Origin of the sequence: Marinomonas aquimarina, from assembly GCF_900089755.1 — a bacterium.
Lineage (GTDB): Bacteria > Pseudomonadota > Gammaproteobacteria > Pseudomonadales > Marinomonadaceae > Marinomonas > Marinomonas aquimarina.
In genome coordinates this window covers 81,848-100,008 of record NZ_FLOC01000010.1, presented here as the reverse complement: position 1 = coordinate 100,008, position 18,161 = coordinate 81,848, and the positions used below count along the sequence as shown (strand labels likewise).

Annotated in this window: 13 protein-coding genes; 3 read left to right on the top strand and 10 right to left on the bottom strand. The window is 47.5% G+C overall.

Annotated features, from left to right (window positions below):
* Positions 1-16: 16 nt before the first annotated feature.
* Entirely contained in the window at positions 17-2,782 is a 2,766-nt protein-coding gene (locus MAQ5080_RS09690; protein WP_067209229.1) for a heavy metal translocating P-type ATPase, read from the bottom strand.
* A complete protein-coding gene (locus MAQ5080_RS09685) occupies positions 2,779-3,210 on the bottom strand; it encodes a MerR family transcriptional regulator (protein ID WP_067209227.1) in 432 nt (143 codons plus the stop codon). The genes MAQ5080_RS09690 and MAQ5080_RS09685 overlap by 4 nt, the downstream gene beginning before the upstream one ends.
* Positions 3,211-3,748: 538 nt before the next feature.
* Between MAQ5080_RS09685 and MAQ5080_RS09680 the strand changes: the two genes are divergently transcribed.
* Complete coding sequence (locus tag MAQ5080_RS09680) at positions 3,749-4,639, top strand: AEC family transporter (RefSeq protein ID WP_067209223.1); 891 nt, start codon at positions 3,749-3,751, stop codon at positions 4,637-4,639.
* 36 nt (positions 4,640-4,675) lie between these two features.
* On the opposite strand, the gene MAQ5080_RS09675 is transcribed toward MAQ5080_RS09680, so the two are convergent.
* From MAQ5080_RS09675 to sbcB, 5 genes are all read right to left on the bottom strand, one after another.
* Complete coding sequence (locus tag MAQ5080_RS09675) at positions 4,676-5,176, bottom strand: DUF411 domain-containing protein (protein ID WP_067209218.1); 501 nt, start codon at positions 5,174-5,176, stop codon at positions 4,676-4,678.
* A 252-nt stretch (positions 5,177-5,428) separates the two neighbouring features.
* Positions 5,429-6,463, bottom strand: a complete 1,035-nt coding sequence (gene pyrC, locus MAQ5080_RS09670; RefSeq protein ID WP_067209214.1) for a dihydroorotase — start codon at positions 6,461-6,463, stop codon at positions 5,429-5,431.
* Between the two features lie 293 nt (positions 6,464-6,756).
* Positions 6,757-8,628 carry a DEAD/DEAH box helicase gene (locus MAQ5080_RS09665; RefSeq protein WP_067209369.1) on the bottom strand — a complete coding sequence of 624 codons (1,872 nt, stop codon included), beginning with the start codon at positions 8,626-8,628 and terminating at the stop codon, positions 6,757-6,759.
* Positions 8,629-8,862: 234 nt separating this feature from the next.
* Positions 8,863-9,888: an AI-2E family transporter gene (locus tag MAQ5080_RS09660; RefSeq protein ID WP_082861071.1), complete on the bottom strand. Its 1,026-nt coding sequence runs from the start codon at positions 9,886-9,888 to the stop codon at positions 8,863-8,865.
* A 33-nt stretch (positions 9,889-9,921) separates the two neighbouring features.
* Entirely contained in the window at positions 9,922-11,370 is a 1,449-nt protein-coding gene (sbcB, locus tag MAQ5080_RS09655) for an exodeoxyribonuclease I (protein ID WP_067209210.1), read from the bottom strand.
* Between the two features lie 135 nt (positions 11,371-11,505).
* On the opposite strand from sbcB, the gene MAQ5080_RS09650 reads away from it, so the two are divergent.
* The gene (locus MAQ5080_RS09650) at positions 11,506-11,949 is read left to right on the top strand and encodes a YchJ family protein (RefSeq protein ID WP_156496557.1); all 444 of its coding nucleotides are present in this window, start codon (positions 11,506-11,508) and stop codon (positions 11,947-11,949) included.
* Positions 11,950-12,085: 136 nt separating this feature from the next.
* Here MAQ5080_RS09650 and MAQ5080_RS09645 read toward each other — a convergent pair whose 3' ends face one another.
* Genes MAQ5080_RS09645 through MAQ5080_RS09635 form a run of 3 tightly spaced genes read right to left on the bottom strand, consistent with a single transcriptional unit; the run spans position 12,086 to position 16,499 of the window.
* Entirely contained in the window at positions 12,086-13,183 is a 1,098-nt protein-coding gene (locus tag MAQ5080_RS09645; RefSeq protein ID WP_197464600.1) for an HD domain-containing phosphohydrolase, read from the bottom strand.
* Between the two features lie 46 nt (positions 13,184-13,229).
* Complete coding sequence (locus MAQ5080_RS09640) at positions 13,230-15,977, bottom strand: ATP-binding protein (RefSeq protein ID WP_067209203.1); 2,748 nt, start codon at positions 15,975-15,977, stop codon at positions 13,230-13,232.
* Between the two features lie 9 nt (positions 15,978-15,986).
* Complete coding sequence (locus MAQ5080_RS09635) at positions 15,987-16,499, bottom strand: putative pterin-binding protein (protein ID WP_231870814.1); 513 nt, start codon at positions 16,497-16,499, stop codon at positions 15,987-15,989.
* 312 nt (positions 16,500-16,811) lie between these two features.
* On the opposite strand from MAQ5080_RS09635, the gene aroA reads away from it, so the two are divergent.
* Entirely contained in the window at positions 16,812-18,089 is a 1,278-nt protein-coding gene (gene aroA, locus MAQ5080_RS09630) for a 3-phosphoshikimate 1-carboxyvinyltransferase (RefSeq protein WP_067209200.1), read from the top strand.
* The last annotated feature ends 72 nt before the right edge of the window (positions 18,090-18,161 follow it).

The following is an 18,161-nucleotide window of genomic DNA, read 5'->3' as shown; positions in this document are numbered from 1 at the left end:
CAAGATTTGCATCATCCTAATCCTCCTTTTGAGCGGCAGGTTTGAACAAGCGTAGGCGATTTGCATTTAATACGACTGTGACTGACGACAAAGACATGGCCACGCCAGCAATGACAGGACTCAGTAGCCAACCTGTGAATGGGAACAATACCCCTGCAGCAACAGGAATGCCAAGGCTGTTGTAAGCAAACGCCCCCCAAAGGTTCTGTTTGATATTGGTGAGAGTTGCCTGACTGATATGGATGGCATTCGCCACATTGTTAAGATCGTTACCAATTAAGGTAATGTCCGCACTTTCCATGGCCACATCGGTTCCGGCTCCCATAGCAAAACCGACATCAGCTTGCGCGAGGGCTGGCGCATCATTGATGCCATCACCAATCATTCCCACTATAGCCCCCTTACTTTGCAGCTGTTTGACGTACTCAAGCTTATCTTCAGGGCGCATTTGCGCTTTGTACTCATCGATGTTTACGCTTTCGGCGACCGCCTTAGCAGCGACTGAGTTATCTCCGGTGAGCATGATCACTTTAATTCCCGCTTGATGAAAATGCTCTATAGCGGCCTTAGAGGTCGGCTTTATTTCATCTTCAATAACGCACACCCCCAACACTTTGTCTGCATTGGCTAAATATACATGAGAGCCAACAGTCTGCACTAATTCGGTATTTGGTAGGCTTAAGCGACGCGAGCGCATCAAGTCGTCATTACCAAGTAAGTAATAAGTACCATCTACTTCTGCTGCGACGCCTTGACCTGTAATGGATTCAAATTTTTTAACAGTCGCCGCTGTATCGGCTTGATCCTCACTAAAGAGCATCAAAGCTTGAGCCAATGGATGATTGGCACCGCTTTCTAAAGCATAAATAACACGTTTGGCGAGTGTTTCATCTATATCGAACCACTCGCTTTGAGTGACCTTCGGCTTACCTTCTGTGATAGTGCCAGTCTTATCCAGCACAATGGTATTGATTTCACTGGCTTTTTGCAGAGCATCACCATTACGGATCAGAGCGCCGTACTCTGCCGCTTTCCCCACACCAATCATAGTGGAAATAGGAGTTGCTAAACCTAACGCACAAGGGCATGCGATAATCAGTACTGAGATCGCCGCAACCAGCATATTAATAGCCACCGGAGCGGGACCAAGGTTCAGCCAGAATAACGCTGCGATAATGGCAATGATCATAACACTGGGCACAAACACGGATGACACTGTATCTGCTAAGCGACTGATGGGAGGCTTAGAGTTTTGTGCCTTGCTGACTAGGGTAATGATCTGAGCAAGCAGAGTATCTCCGCCTACTTTTGTAGCCTTGTATTGGAAGCTTGAGTTCCCGTTGATGGTGCCGGCACTGACTTGGCTGTCAACGGATTTCTCTATAGGGATGGGCTCGCCTGTTAACATGGACTCATCGATGGTGGCATAGCCTTCTGTGATCACACCGTCTACAGGCAGCTTTTCTCCGGCTTTAATTCGAATGATTTCATCAATATTGATGCTGGTGACATCGACCGTCTCGGTTTTGCCAGAACGAATAACCGTTGCTTTACTAGGACGCAGGTCTAACAAGCGCTTTAAGGCTTCGCTGGTTTTACCTCGTGCCCTAACCTCTAACGCTTGACCGAGGTTTACTAAACCCAAAATCATGGTGCTGGCTTCAAAATACAGATGACGTGCATTGCTGGGTAATACTTCAGGAAAGAGCACCACTGCCATGGAATATAGCCAAGCCGATCCGGTACCGATGGCGATTAAGGTATCCATATTACTATGGCGATGAGTAAAGGCTTTCCAGGCACTGCTGTAGTAATGTCGACCAGCGAACACCATTACCAACAACGTCAATACACCGATAGCGCCCCAAGCCAGTTGTTCATGATGGGTGGCCACGTGCATTGAGCCGCCCAATAGTCCCCATAGCATTAATGGCACACCAACGGCTAAGCCTGAGGCGGCATAAAGTCGTTTGTAACGATATTCTTTTTGCTCACTTTGAGCGCGCTCATCCTGTGCTTTGGATGGGTCTTCAATTAAGCTCGCACCATAGCCTGCGTCCGTTACAGCGCTGATCAACTGCTCTGCTGATGTGTCACCGCTGACTTGAGCAGTACGACTGGCAAAGTTTACTTCGGCGTGAGTTACGGTTGGTAATGCATCTAATGCTTTTTGAATGGTATCCACACAGCCAGCACAAGTAATCCCGCTCAGGGATAGCTGGATAAAAGTGTTATCCAAAGTCGCTTCGCCACCAACGCTGGCTTGCTGTGCCTTATGCTCTTCTTTATCGGTGACATCATTTTGTGTTGGTTTGTCTTGCTTAGCTGTATCTGGATCGACACCGTCAAACTGATATCCGGCGGCTTGAACGGCATCGGCTACCTCATCTTGTTTTAAAGTGCTGACAAGGTGGGGACGGTTCTCTTGGGGGAAACCATCAACCTGAGCGTGCTCATCTAATGATTGAATGGCTGTTCGGACTTTTTTGACGCAGCCTTGGCAAGACATCCCTAATACTTTGTAATCCGCCACCTGATTAACTTTTTTGTTTGAGTTGCTCGGCACTTCACCGCCAAACTGATACCCCAGATCGGTAATGGCTCCAGCAATTTGCTCGTTAGAGAGCGTTGAGCTTATTTCCAGACGGTTGTCCTTTGGATGCCCAATGACCTCAGCATGGCTATCTAGTGCTAACAGTTTCTGACGCACTTTGTTAACACAGCCCTGACAGCTCATGCCGCTAACGGTGTAGGTGATATGTTGGTGAGCGCGATCAGTCATTGGTGATCTCCTTCGCAACAGGCTGCTTCTTGCCAATCTTCGATAAGGCAACAAATGGAATGCCCATTAGGAACACCGTCTTCCATTTCTTCCCAAGCTGCCAGTGCTGCTTCCATTTTGTGCAAGTGCGCTTGTAACTGCGCAATCTGGCGTTTTGTTTCTGGTACCTTCTGGCGTAGTAAGTCTCGTACCATAGGACATGGAGAGTCCCCTAAATCGGATTGTGCAAAGATGTCGCTGATTTGTTTTAAACTAAACCCCAGCTCTCGTGCTTGCTGAATAAATTGCAGCTTTTTAAGGGCTTCATGGTTGTATTCTTGGTAGCCATTGTTCGGGTTACGCTGTGCCTTAATGAGCCCTTCGCGGGTATAATGGCGTACCGTCTCTGGTGTTACTTGGGCTTTTTTAGCAAGTTCACTTACTTTCATATTGGCCTCTTTTCATTGGATCATAGCCATAGTTTAAAACCTATGTGTAACACAAAGGTCAAATGCATTTCTTGATTTTAGTCTGCCCGTTGCAAGACATGCCCTGTTATTGAGAATACAATTCATTTCAGCGAAAGACTGTTCTTGTACGAGCGGGTTCTACCCCGCGATTTAATAATCGCTTCCCCGGACGGAGCCGGGTCGTACGAGCGGGTTGTATCCCGCGATTGAAGCATTGCTTCCCCGGACGGAGCTGGGTCGTACGAGCGTGTTATACCCCGCGATTGAAAACTGCTTCCTCGGACGGAGTCGGGGCGTACGAGCGGGTTGTATCCCGCGATTTAATAATCGCTTCCCCGGACGGAGCCGGGTCGTACGAGCGGGTTGTATCCCGCGATTGAAAACTGCTTCCCCGGACGGAGCTGGGTCGTACGAGCGGGTTCTATCCCGCGATTGAAAACTGCTTCTCCGAAAGGGGTCGGGGCGTACGAGCGGAGCTCGTATCTCACGATAAAATTATAAATTATCAAGGAGTGTTATGGTTTCTGCATTCATAACGGCGCTAACGCCGATTATTCTCTTGGCAGGTTTAGGTATTTTTCTCACTAAGAAAACCGCTTACCTTGACAATCCACAGCTGGGTTCTTTGGTGTCCAATGTAGGGCTACCTGCCTTACTGCTTTCTGCTGTGCTTAATATGGAAATGGATCTGGCTGGAATGCTCTCCATTGTAGCAGCCACCATCATCTGTTTAGTCGTGATGGCATTGCTGGCGTTTTCTTTGCTTAAACTGTGTCGCTTAGATGCTCGTTTCTATTTACCGCCATTGGTAAACCCGAATACGGGGAACTTGGGGATCCCTGTGGCCTATGCCCTGTTTGGGCCAGAAGGATTAGCGGTGGCTGTGGTCGTCAGCTCGGTGGTGCAAGTCAGCCACTTCACCCTAGGGGTGGGCTTTATGTCTGGCAGTTACCATCCAAAGCAATTGTTGCAGAATGGACCTGTGGCGGCTTTGCTGTTGGGGGTTCTAGCTCTAGCGTTCGAACTCTCTATGCCTGAGCCGATTTTGAACACATTGACCATGCTAAGCGCTATTACCCTGCCGATTATGTTGATGCTACTGGGTAAGTCCTTAGCGAACCTAAACTTTAGCGAACGCAGTAAAATCTACCGAGCATGCTCACTTGCTTTGCTTCGTCCGCTAATGGGGGCTGCTGTTGCCTTGATGATCGTGCCTTGGTTTGGCTTCAGTGCCATACAAGAAGCCACTATTATTGCCTTGATGAGTATGTCGGTGGCGGTGATAAGCTATATGTTAGCCACCAAGTTCAATGGTCCAAAAGATGAAATAGCGTTGATGATTACCCTGTCATTGCCCCTATCATTGGCGGTAGCTGGTACTGTTTGGTGGTTGTATCAGCCCCTTTAAAACAAATAAGCCTGCGTCACACTGGCTTATTGAGTACTAGTATTGCTCTTCTTGGGTGCTAATTTCAGCATACGGCGAAACAGTACCATCATCATTCAGCAATAATACTGAGTACGGCATAAATTGGTTGTTGTACTCCATGCCAGGAGAGCCGACAGGCATCGCTGGTACCACCAGACCTTTGGTGTTTGCGGGTGGATTATCGAGAAACTGTTTAATCAGCTTGGCTGGAATGTGGCCTTCAAAAATGTAGCCTTGCTTCGAGATGGCGGTGTGACAGGAACGTGCGTTGGCTGGTACGCCCATTTCATTTTTCAAAGCAGTGAGGTTTTGCGGGTGGTTAATGTGTGTGTTAAAACCACTGTCTTCCATATGTTTTAGCCAACCATTACAACAACCACAGGTTGGACTCTTATGCACTTCAATTACATTATCTTTGCGCACAATACTGGTTTCACTGGCGGCTTCAGTAATGGTAGGAATGGCTGTTGCGGTTAAGAGACTGATGGCCATTATAGATGAAAAAAGTTTGTTCATAGCAGAACTCCGATAAAGCTAAATGACGTTAATGCTCCATGCTTAACGTTTTCAATTCTGATAAATGCTGCTAATCATACCAAGATGTGTGCTTTTTACTCTATGAACTGACCTGCTTATATGCTTTTTCCATAATGTATGGAATAGATCAAATATTGTCATTTATTGCGCTGACTTAATCTAGATCAGTTCTTTACAACCAAAACAGGAGGCAAATGCCTCCTGTTTAGTGACGCTTTTTCCGTTACAAGCTTAGGCTTTCAATTTCCAGCTTACTTGTTTGCCTGCGTAGAAAGGTACGATGGGTTCACCACTTGGTAGCATAATCGATTCAGGCAATACCCACTCGTCACGTACCAAGGTAATGGTATCGGTATTGCGCGGTAAGCCGTAGAAATCAGCACCGTGTAAACTTGCGAAGCCTTCGAGCTTATCTAATGCGTCTAGCTCGTCGAACACTTGTGTGTACAGCTCGATGGCAGACCAAGCGCTATAGCAACCCGCACAACCACAGCTTGATTCCTTACGGTGCTGGGCATGCGGTGCAGAATCAGTACCTAAGAAGAACTTAGAAGAGCCCGACTTGACTACCTCACGCAGTGCTTCCTGATGCGTAGAACGCTTCAAAACGGGTAGACAGTAGTTATGAGGACGAATACCGCCATCTAACATGTCGTTACGGTTCAACATCAAGTGTTGCGGTGTGATGGTCGCTGCGACACCTTCACGTGCTGACATCACGAAGTCCGCCGCATCTTTAGTTGTGATGTGTTCGAATACGACTTTAAGATGTGGGATCTTGTTGACGATTTTAACAAGGTGTTGATCGATGAATTCTTTTTCGCGATCGAAAATATCGATGTGCTTTTGCGTCACTTCCCCATGTACTAGCAGCAGCATGCCTTCATCCGCCAGCGTTTCAAACACAGGGTATAGGCTATCCAACGAGCTCACGCCAGAATCCGAGTTTGTGGTCGCGCCGGCTGGGTACATTTTCGCGGCAACCACCCCCGCCGCTTTTGCAGCGCGAATATCTTCAACAGATGTTTTATCTGTAAGGTAAATGGTCATCAACGGCGTGAAGTTTGAGCCTGCAGGGATCGCTGCCTCGATACGACGACGGTAGTCGACCGCCAATTCAGCATTTATCACAGGTGGCACTAGGTTTGGCATAACGATCGCGCGGGCGAAACAACGAGCGGTCGCAGGTACGGTTTCCTGCAACATGTCGCCATCACGGAAGTGTAAGTGCCAATCATCTGGACGAATAATAGTAATCTGATCCATCTCTAATCCTGCTTTTAAAAATAGTGTTTCAGTTAAACCTATATCCCCGATGGAATCGGGTCGTACGAGCCATCTCCTGATGGCGATTGTAAATCTTGCTTCCCCGAACGGAGTCGGGTCGTACGAGCGGGTTGCATCCCGCGATCTCAATCTAGCCCTAGCTTCCCCGAACGGAGTCGGGTCGTACGAGCGGGTTGTATCCCGCGATTCAAATTCAGCTTCCCCGATAGAATCGGGTGTAGATAAATTTTTTTCAATAAAAAGCCGAGCAATGCTCGGCTTTTTGAAAGAACTTAGTCTTTGTTACGAGGACGCGGTTTGCGATCACCACGATCGCCTCGGTCTCCACGATCTTTATTAAAGCTACGTGGGCGACGTTCACCGCCGCGATCATTACGGTCATTGCCTTGACGACGACGATTGCCGCCTGCTGGGCGCTCACGCTCGAAGATCTTGTCATCTGCATCTTCAAGATTCGTGATATCACAACGCTGACCACAAATGCGAGTTTTTGCCAGTTTGCTAACTGCTTGTTTGTTCATGTCAGCAGGCAAGTCAACCGTTGCAAAATCTTCAAAGATTTCGATGTGACCGATCATACGGCTATCTAGATCTGCTTCATTGGCAATCGCACCTACGATGTTACCTGGCTTAACGCCGTCACGGTAGCCCACTTTTAGAAGGTAACGCTTCATCTCGATAGATGGGTTATCTTTTAGTGGCATCGCTTCTTTGGTGATGTTGCGAGGTTTACGTGGGCCACGATCACGATCACCACGTTCGCTGCGCTCACCACGATCTGGACGGTCACTGCGATCGCGATCACGTGGTTTGATTTCCATTTCTTTTAGAAGTAATGGAGTCTTACCTTGTGCCATGTAAGCCAGTGCAGCAGCAACTTTAGTTGGATCAACTTCGTTGTCTTTCTGGTAGCTTTCGATCAATTCCATGAAGAAATCTAGATCTTGGTTATCAATCGTGTCAGTAATGCGCTGTTTGAAACGAGCGACACGCTGTTCATTGATGTCTGCAGCCGTAGGTAACTGCATACGTTCGATCGTTTGACGTGTTGCGCGTTCGATTTGTTGCAGCATGCGACGCTCACGGTGACCCACGAATAGGATCGCCGTACCAGAACGACCAGCACGGCCAGTACGACCGATACGGTGTACGTAAGACTCTGTGTCGTAAGGAATGTCGTAGTTAACAACGTGGCTTACACGATCAACGTCTAGGCCACGGGCCACAACGTCGGTCGCCACAAGAATGTCAATTTGACCTTTCTTGATGCGTTCAACGGTACGCTCACGTAGGTTCTGGCTAATGTCACCGTTTAGGGCTTCACAAGCATGACCACGAGCGGTCAATTTCTCAGCAAGCTCTACCGTCGCCGCCTTCGTACGTACGAAGATGATCATACCGTCGTGTTCGTTCATTTCTAGGATACGTGTCAACGCATCTAGCTTATGAAGACCACTTACTTGCCAGTATTTTTGTGTGATCGTTGTCGCAGTAGAGGTTTTCGTTTGGATCTTAACTTCTTTAGGCTCGTTAAGATGTTGTTGCGCTACTTTACGGATCACAGCTGGCATGGTTGCCGAGAACAATGCGATTTGACGTGACTTAGGTGTGTGCTCAAGAATCCACTCAACATCGTCGATGAAGCCCATACGTAGCATTTCATCTGCTTCGTCTAGTACTAGAGACTGAAGGCCGTCTAGTTGCAGCGTTTTACGACGAATGTGGTCCATAACACGACCAGGCGTACCTACCACAACTTGCGCGCCACGTTTAAGTTGGCGAAGCTGAGAGTCGTAAGACATACCACCGTAAATAGGTAGTACGTGGAAATCTGGAATGTAACGAGCGTAGCTCTGGAATGCTTCAGAAACCTGAATGGCCAACTCACGTGTTGGCGCCAACACCAATAATTGTGGTGCTTTATTTGCTACATCAATGCGAGATAGCAATGGCAGAGCGAATGCCGCCGTCTTACCCGTACCTGTCTGCGCTTGACCTAGAAGGTCGTGCCCTTCTAACAAAAATGGAATACTTTGCGCCTGGATGGCAGAGGGTTGTTCGTAACCTAGTTCACTTACCGCTTTTAGAATTGGGGCGGCCAGACCCAGAGAATCAAAAGTAGGCTGAATATCAGCGTCAGACATGTAGATGGTAACCTTTAAGTAGGATAAGAGACGTGCGTGGATCCGCACCAAAAAAATCAATCGCGCATTCTAATGCAAAAACAAGCAAAAGGCTAGAATTATTCTCAAAAAGCACAAGTCAACTTAATTGTATTTGTACTATTACCTTGGTGCTCGTACGACCCGACTCCGTTCGGGGAAGCAAATGCTTTTATCGCGAGATACAACTCGCTCCTACGACCAAACCTGATAATTCTAAGGATGCGCTTTAGAGTCTAGCAGAATTGCCAGCCAATTCATTTTTGGATTGGCTTCAAAGGCAAATTTTAAAATAATCGTCAGGGGAATCGACAGTAGCATACCGACGGGACCAAATACCCAGCCCCAAAGCATTAAGGATAAAAACACCACCAGTGGCGATAAGCCAACGCCCTTGCCCATAAACCTTGGCTCGATAAAGTTACCCATCACCAAGTTGACGGCTAAAAAGCCAACCCCCGTTAATACCGCATCGAAGCTGCCCAGTTGAACAAACGCTAGAAACATGGTTGGTATAGCGGCAATGATGGAGCCGATGTTTGGAATAAAGTTGAGCAAAAAGGCACAAACACCCCATAGCACGGGGAAGTCCACGCCTAGAAACCATACCCACAAACCAATTAACAGACCTGTGCCAATACTGATCAAGGTTTTGATCATCAAGTATTGATTGACCGTAGAGATAAAGCGATCCATTTTTTCCATGGAACGTGAGGCGTCACCAAAGGCATAGTTCAGCTTCTTTGGAATCTCGGCGGCTTCGAGCAGAATAAACACCACGATCATGATCACCAAGAATACATTGGTGAGCACATTACCCAAACTGGTTAAGGTGTTGGTAAACAGATTCATTAGCGAAGACGGGTCGACATAACCACGTATCTGCTGATAGGAAATGTTGATACCAACATTATTCAGCTGCTGGAAAATGGCCGACATTTCCATACCAAAGCGTTCGCGGTAGGCCGGTAATTGTTGAGAAAAGTTATCCAGTGATGCCGCCACCAACAGCCCTACCGAACCAAGGCATGCCAAAATGAGCAGTACAATTAATATAATCGACAACCAAGTGGGCACCTTGTATTGACGTAAGGTGTTTTGCAAAGGAGAGCAAATAATCGCGATAAAGACGGATAGCATAAAGGGCACAACAATTTGCGATGCTTCCTTTAAGCCAGCGATGATTAAAATAAACGCTGCAATACCAACTAGCCACTGGGTGGCACCACGTGAATCACTCATTTACCCTACTCTCCTTTGTTGAGTTCCTTGGGCTTAATAGGGATATATGCCTTGGGCGTAATCCACCAAGTCTTGTAACATCAAGCGTTTACTATCTGACAAAGTGTCGTCGTTTGCCAGCTCCATAATGCGTTTTTCAAATTCTTGCATAGTGATGCTGCCACCCCCATCTTCTTGTAACAATCTGACGCGGCGATGTTCTTCCCATTCTTCGCGTTGTTGACTGTCCATTTGTTCAGGGTAGTTACGGGCAAGATAACGGGTCAACATTTCAGGTAAACGACGATCATCAAAGGTCATTTCTAATTCCCCCAGAATATCGCTTGGCGTGTTACGAATTTCTTCCATACGCGCCTTATCGTCGCGGGAAAAGAAACCACCGCTGTAGAGCATCAAATCTGGATCTTTATCGATTTTTTCAAATGTTTGCATGAAAACCTGTGACAGCTTCGCCGCAAGGCCAGGGGCTTGGCGTAGTAAAGCGAGGTTTTTACGGCAAATATCGCCAGCAAGCCCTAAACGACTGACCACTGACTCGTCCTTCAAAAAAGTGGCCGGCGCCACGGCGGGGCATTTATTCAAGTGAATAACCTTTAACGGCAAGCGTTCGGTATCGCCCAGCTCTTCTTTTGAGGTAAACACACGACGCTGGATCTCTTCGATACTTAAATCCAGTAATGGCTGAGCATCACTCATCAAGTCAAATACGATCACACCATTTTTATTGGTGGGGTGCGGTGCCAAAGGCGCGACAAAGGCGGCAAATTTTTTCTCTTGGCCAAACATGCCTGAGATATGTAGGAAAGGCTTCATGCGCACTGGATCAACAAACTGTTGCAACGAGCCTTTATCGCGCATGGTAAAATAGTAGTCGAACAGCTTAGGCTGTTTTTCTTTGATCAATTTGGCAATCGCAATGGTGCCATAGACATCAGAGAGCGCATCGTGGGCTTGCTCATGGGCAATGCCGTTAGCCTTGGTTAAGTCTTCCAGCTTAAACGAATGTGTACCGTCTTCTTTTTTCGGCCATTCAATGCCCTCTGGGCGCATGGCATAGGTCATGCGCACTAAATCAATGATGTCCCAGCGCGAGCAAGCGTTTTGCCATTCCCGTGCATAAGCATCAATAAAGTTGCGATAAAAACCATGACGGACCACTTCGTCATCAAAACGCAAGGTGTTGTAGCCAAGGGAGCAAGTACCTGGAGTGGCCAGTTCTTTTTCAATGGCGGCCATAAACTCCGCCTCGCAAAGCCCTTCTCGAATGGCTTCTTGCGGTGTAATACCGGTTAACAGGCAAGCGTCTGGATGAGGCAAAACATCGTCTGCTAATTTGCAATATAGATTAATCGGTTCACCGATTGGCTGAAAATCTAAATCGGTGCGAATGCCTGCAAACTGCATTGGTCTGTCTTTAGCAGGGTCTACGCCCGTGGTTTCAAAGTCGTACCAAAAAAACGAGGTGGTCGCACTGTTACTCACAAATAAGTCCTGTTCGGTTTTAGTAAAACGGGTATTATACGCATCTAAACAAGAACTTGGCGATTAAGGAACTTTATGTCTACTCCAGCTCAATGTCCTTGCGGCTCAAACGCGCATTACGAGATGTGTTGTGGAATGTATCACAATAATCCGGGCACGGCTCCCACTGCGGAAGCGCTGATGCGATCCCGTTACAGTGCATTTGCCCTGAAAAAATTTGATTACATTGCCGCCACGCAACGGTTGCAAGAAGATCCTTCGCAAAGTGGCGATGATATTTCTGACAGCAATGGCGCTACGCAATGGGTCAAACTGGAGATCCTAGAAACCCAAGACGGTGGCCCAAAAGACAAAACGGGCATGGTTGCGTTTGCCGCCCACTTTAAGGAAGGCAGCAACACTGGCCGCTTAAGTGAGCGTTCTTTATTTGAAAAGGTGGATGGTGTTTGGCTGTATGTGGCTGGAGAGCATGAGGTACAAGGACACACGCCGTATGTTGCCCCTGATGCCGTAAAACTAGGCCGTAATGACCCCTGCTTGTGTGGCTCTGGCAAGAAATACAAGAAATGCTGCGGTTAATTCATTCGACCTGATTCCTTCAGGGGCTCAGGTCTTAGTCGCCATCGGGAGATGGCTTGTATGGCCTGCCCCCATCTCGTAAGACCCGATTCCAATCGCGGATGCGGTCTTTAAACTTGCCGCGCTTAGCGCGGTCTTACATTGCTTCGATTCTATTGGAGCTGTTCTCTACTTTCTGCCATTTATCCCTTATTGTGCGAATGGCGTCCTTTTGCTTGATAAATACTTGAACCAGTCCTGGGTCAAAATGCGAACCTGCATTGTCGCGTAAATAGTCAAAAGCAGCTTCGAATGGCCAAGCGTCCTTGTAGGGGCGTGCCATGGTAAGTGAGTCAAATACATCCGCAATGGCCACAATTCTCGCGTGTATTGGAATGTCCTCACCACTTAATTGATTAGGGTAACCTGTGCCGTCCCACTTTTCATGATGCCCGAGTGACACTTCAGCTGCGAGCTGAAACAAGGGGGATTTACTCTTGCCGAGAATGTTATGACCAATGATGGAGTGCTGTTTCATCACCTCATACTCGTCGCGGGTCAGTTCCCGTGGGGCTTTGAGAATAGAATCCGGAATGCCGATTTTACCGGTATCATGCATAGAGGCTGCTAGGTGCAAGTTTTCAACATCTGAGGTTGGCCAACCAAGTGCCTCCGCCAAGACCGTACAATAATCAGCCATGCGCCACATATGAGAGCCGGTTAATTCATCGTTATAAGTCCCCGCCTCTCTTAGCATATCAACAGAAGAGGACAAAGCTTCCTTAAGTTGGTCGGTTCTTTGTGCAATTAGCTGCTGATTCAATTTGTTTTGCTGTGCCAGCGCCAAATGGCTAGCGACACGGGCTAACGTGGTTCTAGGAGTAATGGGTTTGGTGATGTAGTCTACGGCACCCACCGAAAAACCGTGCTCTTCATCCTCCGCCGAGGTCATGGCCGTGATAAAAATGATGGGGATTTGAGCGGTATTAGGTGACTGCTTGATACGTTGGCAAACTTCATAGCCATTCATGCTTGGCATCATAATATCTAATAGAATGATATCTGGGAGCTGGCTTTCTAAAATTTTGAATGCCATGTCGCCACTTTTGGCTACCAACACGTCGTAAGTGTCCTGCAAGATTGAGCGCAGGATATTAATGTTGTCGGCCAGATCGTCGACTACCAAAACTTTTTTACGCAGGTTTTCTTGCGACAACATTGCGATGTTGTCGTTTAGGTAATTCAAATCAAACATTCTCTATAAACCAAGGCTTAGTGAGCGTGCATAACCCTAACTTGGGTTACAGCGTTTCCTTTAACTTTTGCAGTTGCTCTACGGCTAAATCGTAGTCGTAGTCATTAATTTTATCCCTTGCTCGGGCCAAGGCCTTTGCGTGCTCTGGTAAAGCGTTACCTATCAAAGGATCCAAGGAGTCACTGACATCCGCAATGCCCATTTCAAGATCTTGAATGAGCTTATCAATTGATTGAATCAACTCACCCGAGTCATCAATTTTATGTTCGTTGGTGGATAACGGTGCCTGTTCAATTGGGTTGGCAGCAAGATAAGTCTGTATCTGCTGTAGCAATTCGTCAGCCGCTTCAGTGACTCTGACAATTTGAACCATGTGCTCTTTGTCACCACTGTTGCCCCCCTCGGCTAGGTCTCGTTCCAGTTGCGCGACTTCGGCGGCAAAACGTTCACCACCAATATTCGCTGCCCCGCCTTTAATGCTGTGCAGCTCATAGGAAGTCATGGGCAGGTTATCGTTACGTTGACTGCTATAGGGCATCAGTAACTTCAAGAAGCGTTTCAGCATGTCATGGTAGCGCTGTCGATTACCGCCTATCCGGTACAGTCCCATGTCAGGCGCAAATACCAGCTTGCTTTGTACGGTGCCGCAGACGACCTCGTCGGCCGAATGCCCTACCAACCACTCTTCTAACTTATTCAACAATAAAAGTGGATCCAAAGGCTTGGTTAAGAAATCACTCATGCCGGCATTCATGGCAAACTCTCGGTCTGAATCGAGCACCCCCGCGGTTAAGGCAAGGATCGGAGGATGTTCATCGCCTAACCGATGAATAATGGCTTCCGTGGCTTGGTAGCCATCCATAATGGGCATTTGCACATCCATCAGAATAAGATCGAAACTGTCTTCACTAGCGGCTTTTACGGCCTCTTCTCCGTTGTTGGCCACAACCACTAGCACCCCAAGCTTCTCCAGCAAAGCGGTGGCAATTTCGGCATTCACAGGGTTATCTTCTGCCAAGAGGATCTTGCGACCTAGTAGACTGTCACATTCGTGATAGCGATTAAGGGGGTCGCCAGCGTGGTTTTCCAATGTCGTATGCGCGGCCATATAGCTGGCGAGCTTCGCGCGTGTCAGCAAACAAACTTTACGCCATGCAAACAGGCTTTCATGGCTTAAATTGCGACCAAAAATAAAGACCTTGCCAACAAAGTTATCATGCAGTTGCAGCTCTGCCTCTTGAGTTAGACTGGAATAATATTGATCACTTAAGATCAGGTACTGATTTTCATGTGGCTGTTGCTCCCCAGCTGTCACCAATGTGTGCGTAATGTTTAGGTTGGCAAGTTGGCGTATCATTAACTCATCCGTCATCAACACGCACAGCTCGTTGCTACAATTAGTCGTGGTACTTGGTTCATCATTTTGAAGAGGTATTTCGACAACGAATGTCGAGCCTTGACCGAGTTCACTGTCGAAATAAATCTCGCCTCCCATTAAGTCGACTAAACGCTTCGAGATGCCTAAGCCAAGGCCGGTGCCACCATACAGGCGTGTGGTACTGGTATCCGCTTGGCTAAAGCCTTCAAAAATGTCACTTTCCGAAGAAATGCCAATTCCTGTGTCTGTGAAACGAAATCGTAATGTGTCCGCTTGCATGCATACGTGCAGTTCCACTTCACCCTGATGAGTAAACTTCACCGCATTGCCGATAATGTTAACCAGTACTTGCTTGACTCGTGTTGCATCGCCGATAAGAGTGTCAGGGATATTGAAATCCCTCACCACCGTCAAACGTAAGCCTTTGCCCTCGGCCGTATTGCGACAGATTTGATACACGTACTCCAGCACATCGTCGAGTAAATACGGCGCTGATTCGAGTTGCAGTTTGCCCGATTCCACCTTAGAAAAATCGAGGATGTCATTAATGATCAGCAGCAGGTTATTCGCGGAGCTTTGGATCTTGGTGATGTAATTGCGCTGCTTAGGTTGTAAGTCCGAATCTAACACCAAGTGCGACATGCCCAAGATGGCATTCATGGGAGTGCGTATTTCATGACTCATGGTGGCTAGAAAGTCGGACTTAGCACGAGTCGCTTGCTGCGCCGCTTCAGCGGTGCGTTGTAATTCAATCGCCAATTGCTTGGTTTGATTGTAAGAGCGGACGCTGAACAGCACTTGTCGGAACAGCATGCCAATGATGACCAACATGACAAGTGTCAGTAGACTCACCAGCAGACCCAAATAGCGATACAGAAGCGCCATCTGATTGCGCTCATGGACTTTTTCCGCAGAACGGCGTTCAAGCGCGTTAAACACAACGGACTCAGTGACTTGTAAAATGGATTCGACATGATCGGAAATCTTGCTCTTATCGATCATGTTTGGATTATCGACAAATAATAGCCCATCAATAACGTCCAAGTGCTGACGAATCGAGCGCCGCATAGTATCGGCTTCGGGTAATTCGTTAAACAGGTCTTTAAGTTGGCCCGCCGAAATAATATTTAAGCGGCTATAGAGGATATCGAAGCGCAGCTGAGCTTCGTCAAGGCGATCATGTTGCTGTGCGCTATTCGAATCTACGAGTAAGCGGACCGAGTTGCGGAATTTTAACGCTTCTCGGTCTAATTGATAGGAAGCCCATAGAGCGTCCTCTTCAGCTGCAGACAGTAATGCCTCTTGTCGTTCCAAAAGTTGTACATAAAGAAGCGCAACGGTCACCAAAAAGATGGCCGCTGTCGCGACTAGTACACCTAAAAAACGTCCGTATTTAAACTTCAGAACTGACTGCATGCCCTATTCTCATTCGACGGTGATGGATTTAACCTGCCAAACCGAACGATTATGGATCACTTCGTTGTTAAGAGAGGGGTCTTCTGCAAAGGGGTATAGAACAAAGATTGGACCCTTATCTCGCACCGACATGCGATCACCGTTCATATCCATTGCTAACATAATATTATGATCATAGGCATCTTTCGCAGGCACATTGGCACTGTAATCGTTCAGCGCAGTCACTGACAAGTTGCTTGTCGCTGCTGCACCAACGGCGCTTAGCAGTGCCGACAGTCTTGGTCCGCTGAAAGTGTTGATGCCCTCAGTCCAAGGTGTCTCGGTCACCATTTCGTCAACCCCTAGAGCCAGCAGCATGTCACGGTCAAATTGCGCGCCTTGAGCACTGTTGGTCTCAGTAATATTGCCAGACACCGTTAAGATGACACGGCCAGTGGGGGCTTCAAGGGCGAAAGTCACTGGTGAAAGCAACATTGCTCCAAGCGTTAATGCACAAATTTTTGCACCCAATAATTGTTTCACTAGCCTGCTCCTTATTTTACTCAACACAGTGATACTGGAAACTATATGTAGAAGAAGCACTCGCTCTTCGACGAACAAATATTACTTGTTGTACTCATTATTGGTAAGGGTACGCTTACCAATCTTTACGCAATCACAACCCTCGTAAACGTAAGGGAATCAGGGGGTTGCTTAATTATTGAGCGATATTGACGATCCACCTGTAAAACTGTTGCAGTTCCCTTTGACTAAACGTATGGTACGCTTAAAATGTAAGAAAATAACGAACCTATCCTTCCCAACAGGAATGATAGTGTATATACGGAAAAGTCGATGAATTCCATTACTCTAGGTCCTCTTCAAAGCGCTGACGGCGAAATTCAAATCCCTGGCTCGAAAAGCTTATCCAACCGCATTTTGCTTTTAGCAACGCTTGCTAAAGGTACGACTAAAATTACCAACCTTTTAGACAGCGACGATATTCGTCATATGCTCAACGCCCTTAAAACCATGGGTGTTAAATATGAACTTCAAGATCAAGGTCGCACCTGTGTGCTTGAGGGCCTTGGCGGACCGATCAATGTCGAGAATGCCGACCTATTTCTTGGTAATGCTGGCACTGCAATGCGCCCGTTGGCGGCGGCATTGTGCTTGGGTACAGGCTCTTACCATTTGCACGGTGAACCGCGCATGCACGAACGCCCAATTGGCGATCTTGTTGACGCGCTGGTCGAGCTGGGTGTGGATGTACAATACCAAGGCAACAAAGATTACCCGCCACTCTTGATTAATGCGAATGGCATTCAAGGTGGTGAAGTGTCTATCAAGGGTAACATTTCCAGCCAGTTTCTAACGGCGCTGTTGATGAGTGCTCCGCTGGCCAAAGGCGATCTCACCATTAAAGTAGACGGTGAATTGGTGTCCAAGCCGTACATCGATATTACATTGCATGTCATGAAGCAGTTTGGTGTAGAAGTTGAGAACCAGAATTACCAAGCGTTTGTGATCAAGGGCAATCAGACTTACCAAAGCCCAGGTGAAATCATGGTTGAAGGCGATGCCTCCTCTGCTTCTTACTTCTTGGCGGCAGCGGCGATTGCTGGCGGTAAAATCAAGGTACATGGTGTCGGTTCTGACAGCGTGCAAGGCGACGTCAAGTTTGCTGATGTGCTGGCTAAAATGGGCGCTAAAATCACTTACGGCCCGACTTGGATCGAAGCTGAACGTGGCGAGCTAAATGGTATCGATATGGACATGAACCACATCCCTGATGCGGCCATGACCATCGCCACGACTGCTTTGTTTGCGCAAGGTCCAACCACCATTCGCAACATCTACAATTGGCGTGTAAAAGAAACCGATCGTCTTTACGCGATGGCGACTGAGCTGAAAAAGCTAGGTGCCGATGTCGTAGAAGGTGAAGACTTCATTACCGTAACACCCGTTGAGAGCCTGCAGCATGCCGCGATCGATACTTACAACGATCACCGTATCGCCATGTGTTTCTCTTTGGTGGCGTTCTCAGACACTCCTGTAACGATCAACGACCCAGGTTGTACGTCTAAGACCTTCCCAACCTACTTTGAGTTGTTTGAAAGTATTACTGAGTAATACTGACTCAGATAGTATTTAAAAGGCCAGCTTTGCTGGCCTTTTTGTTTTGGTCTAAATAGCTGTTATACA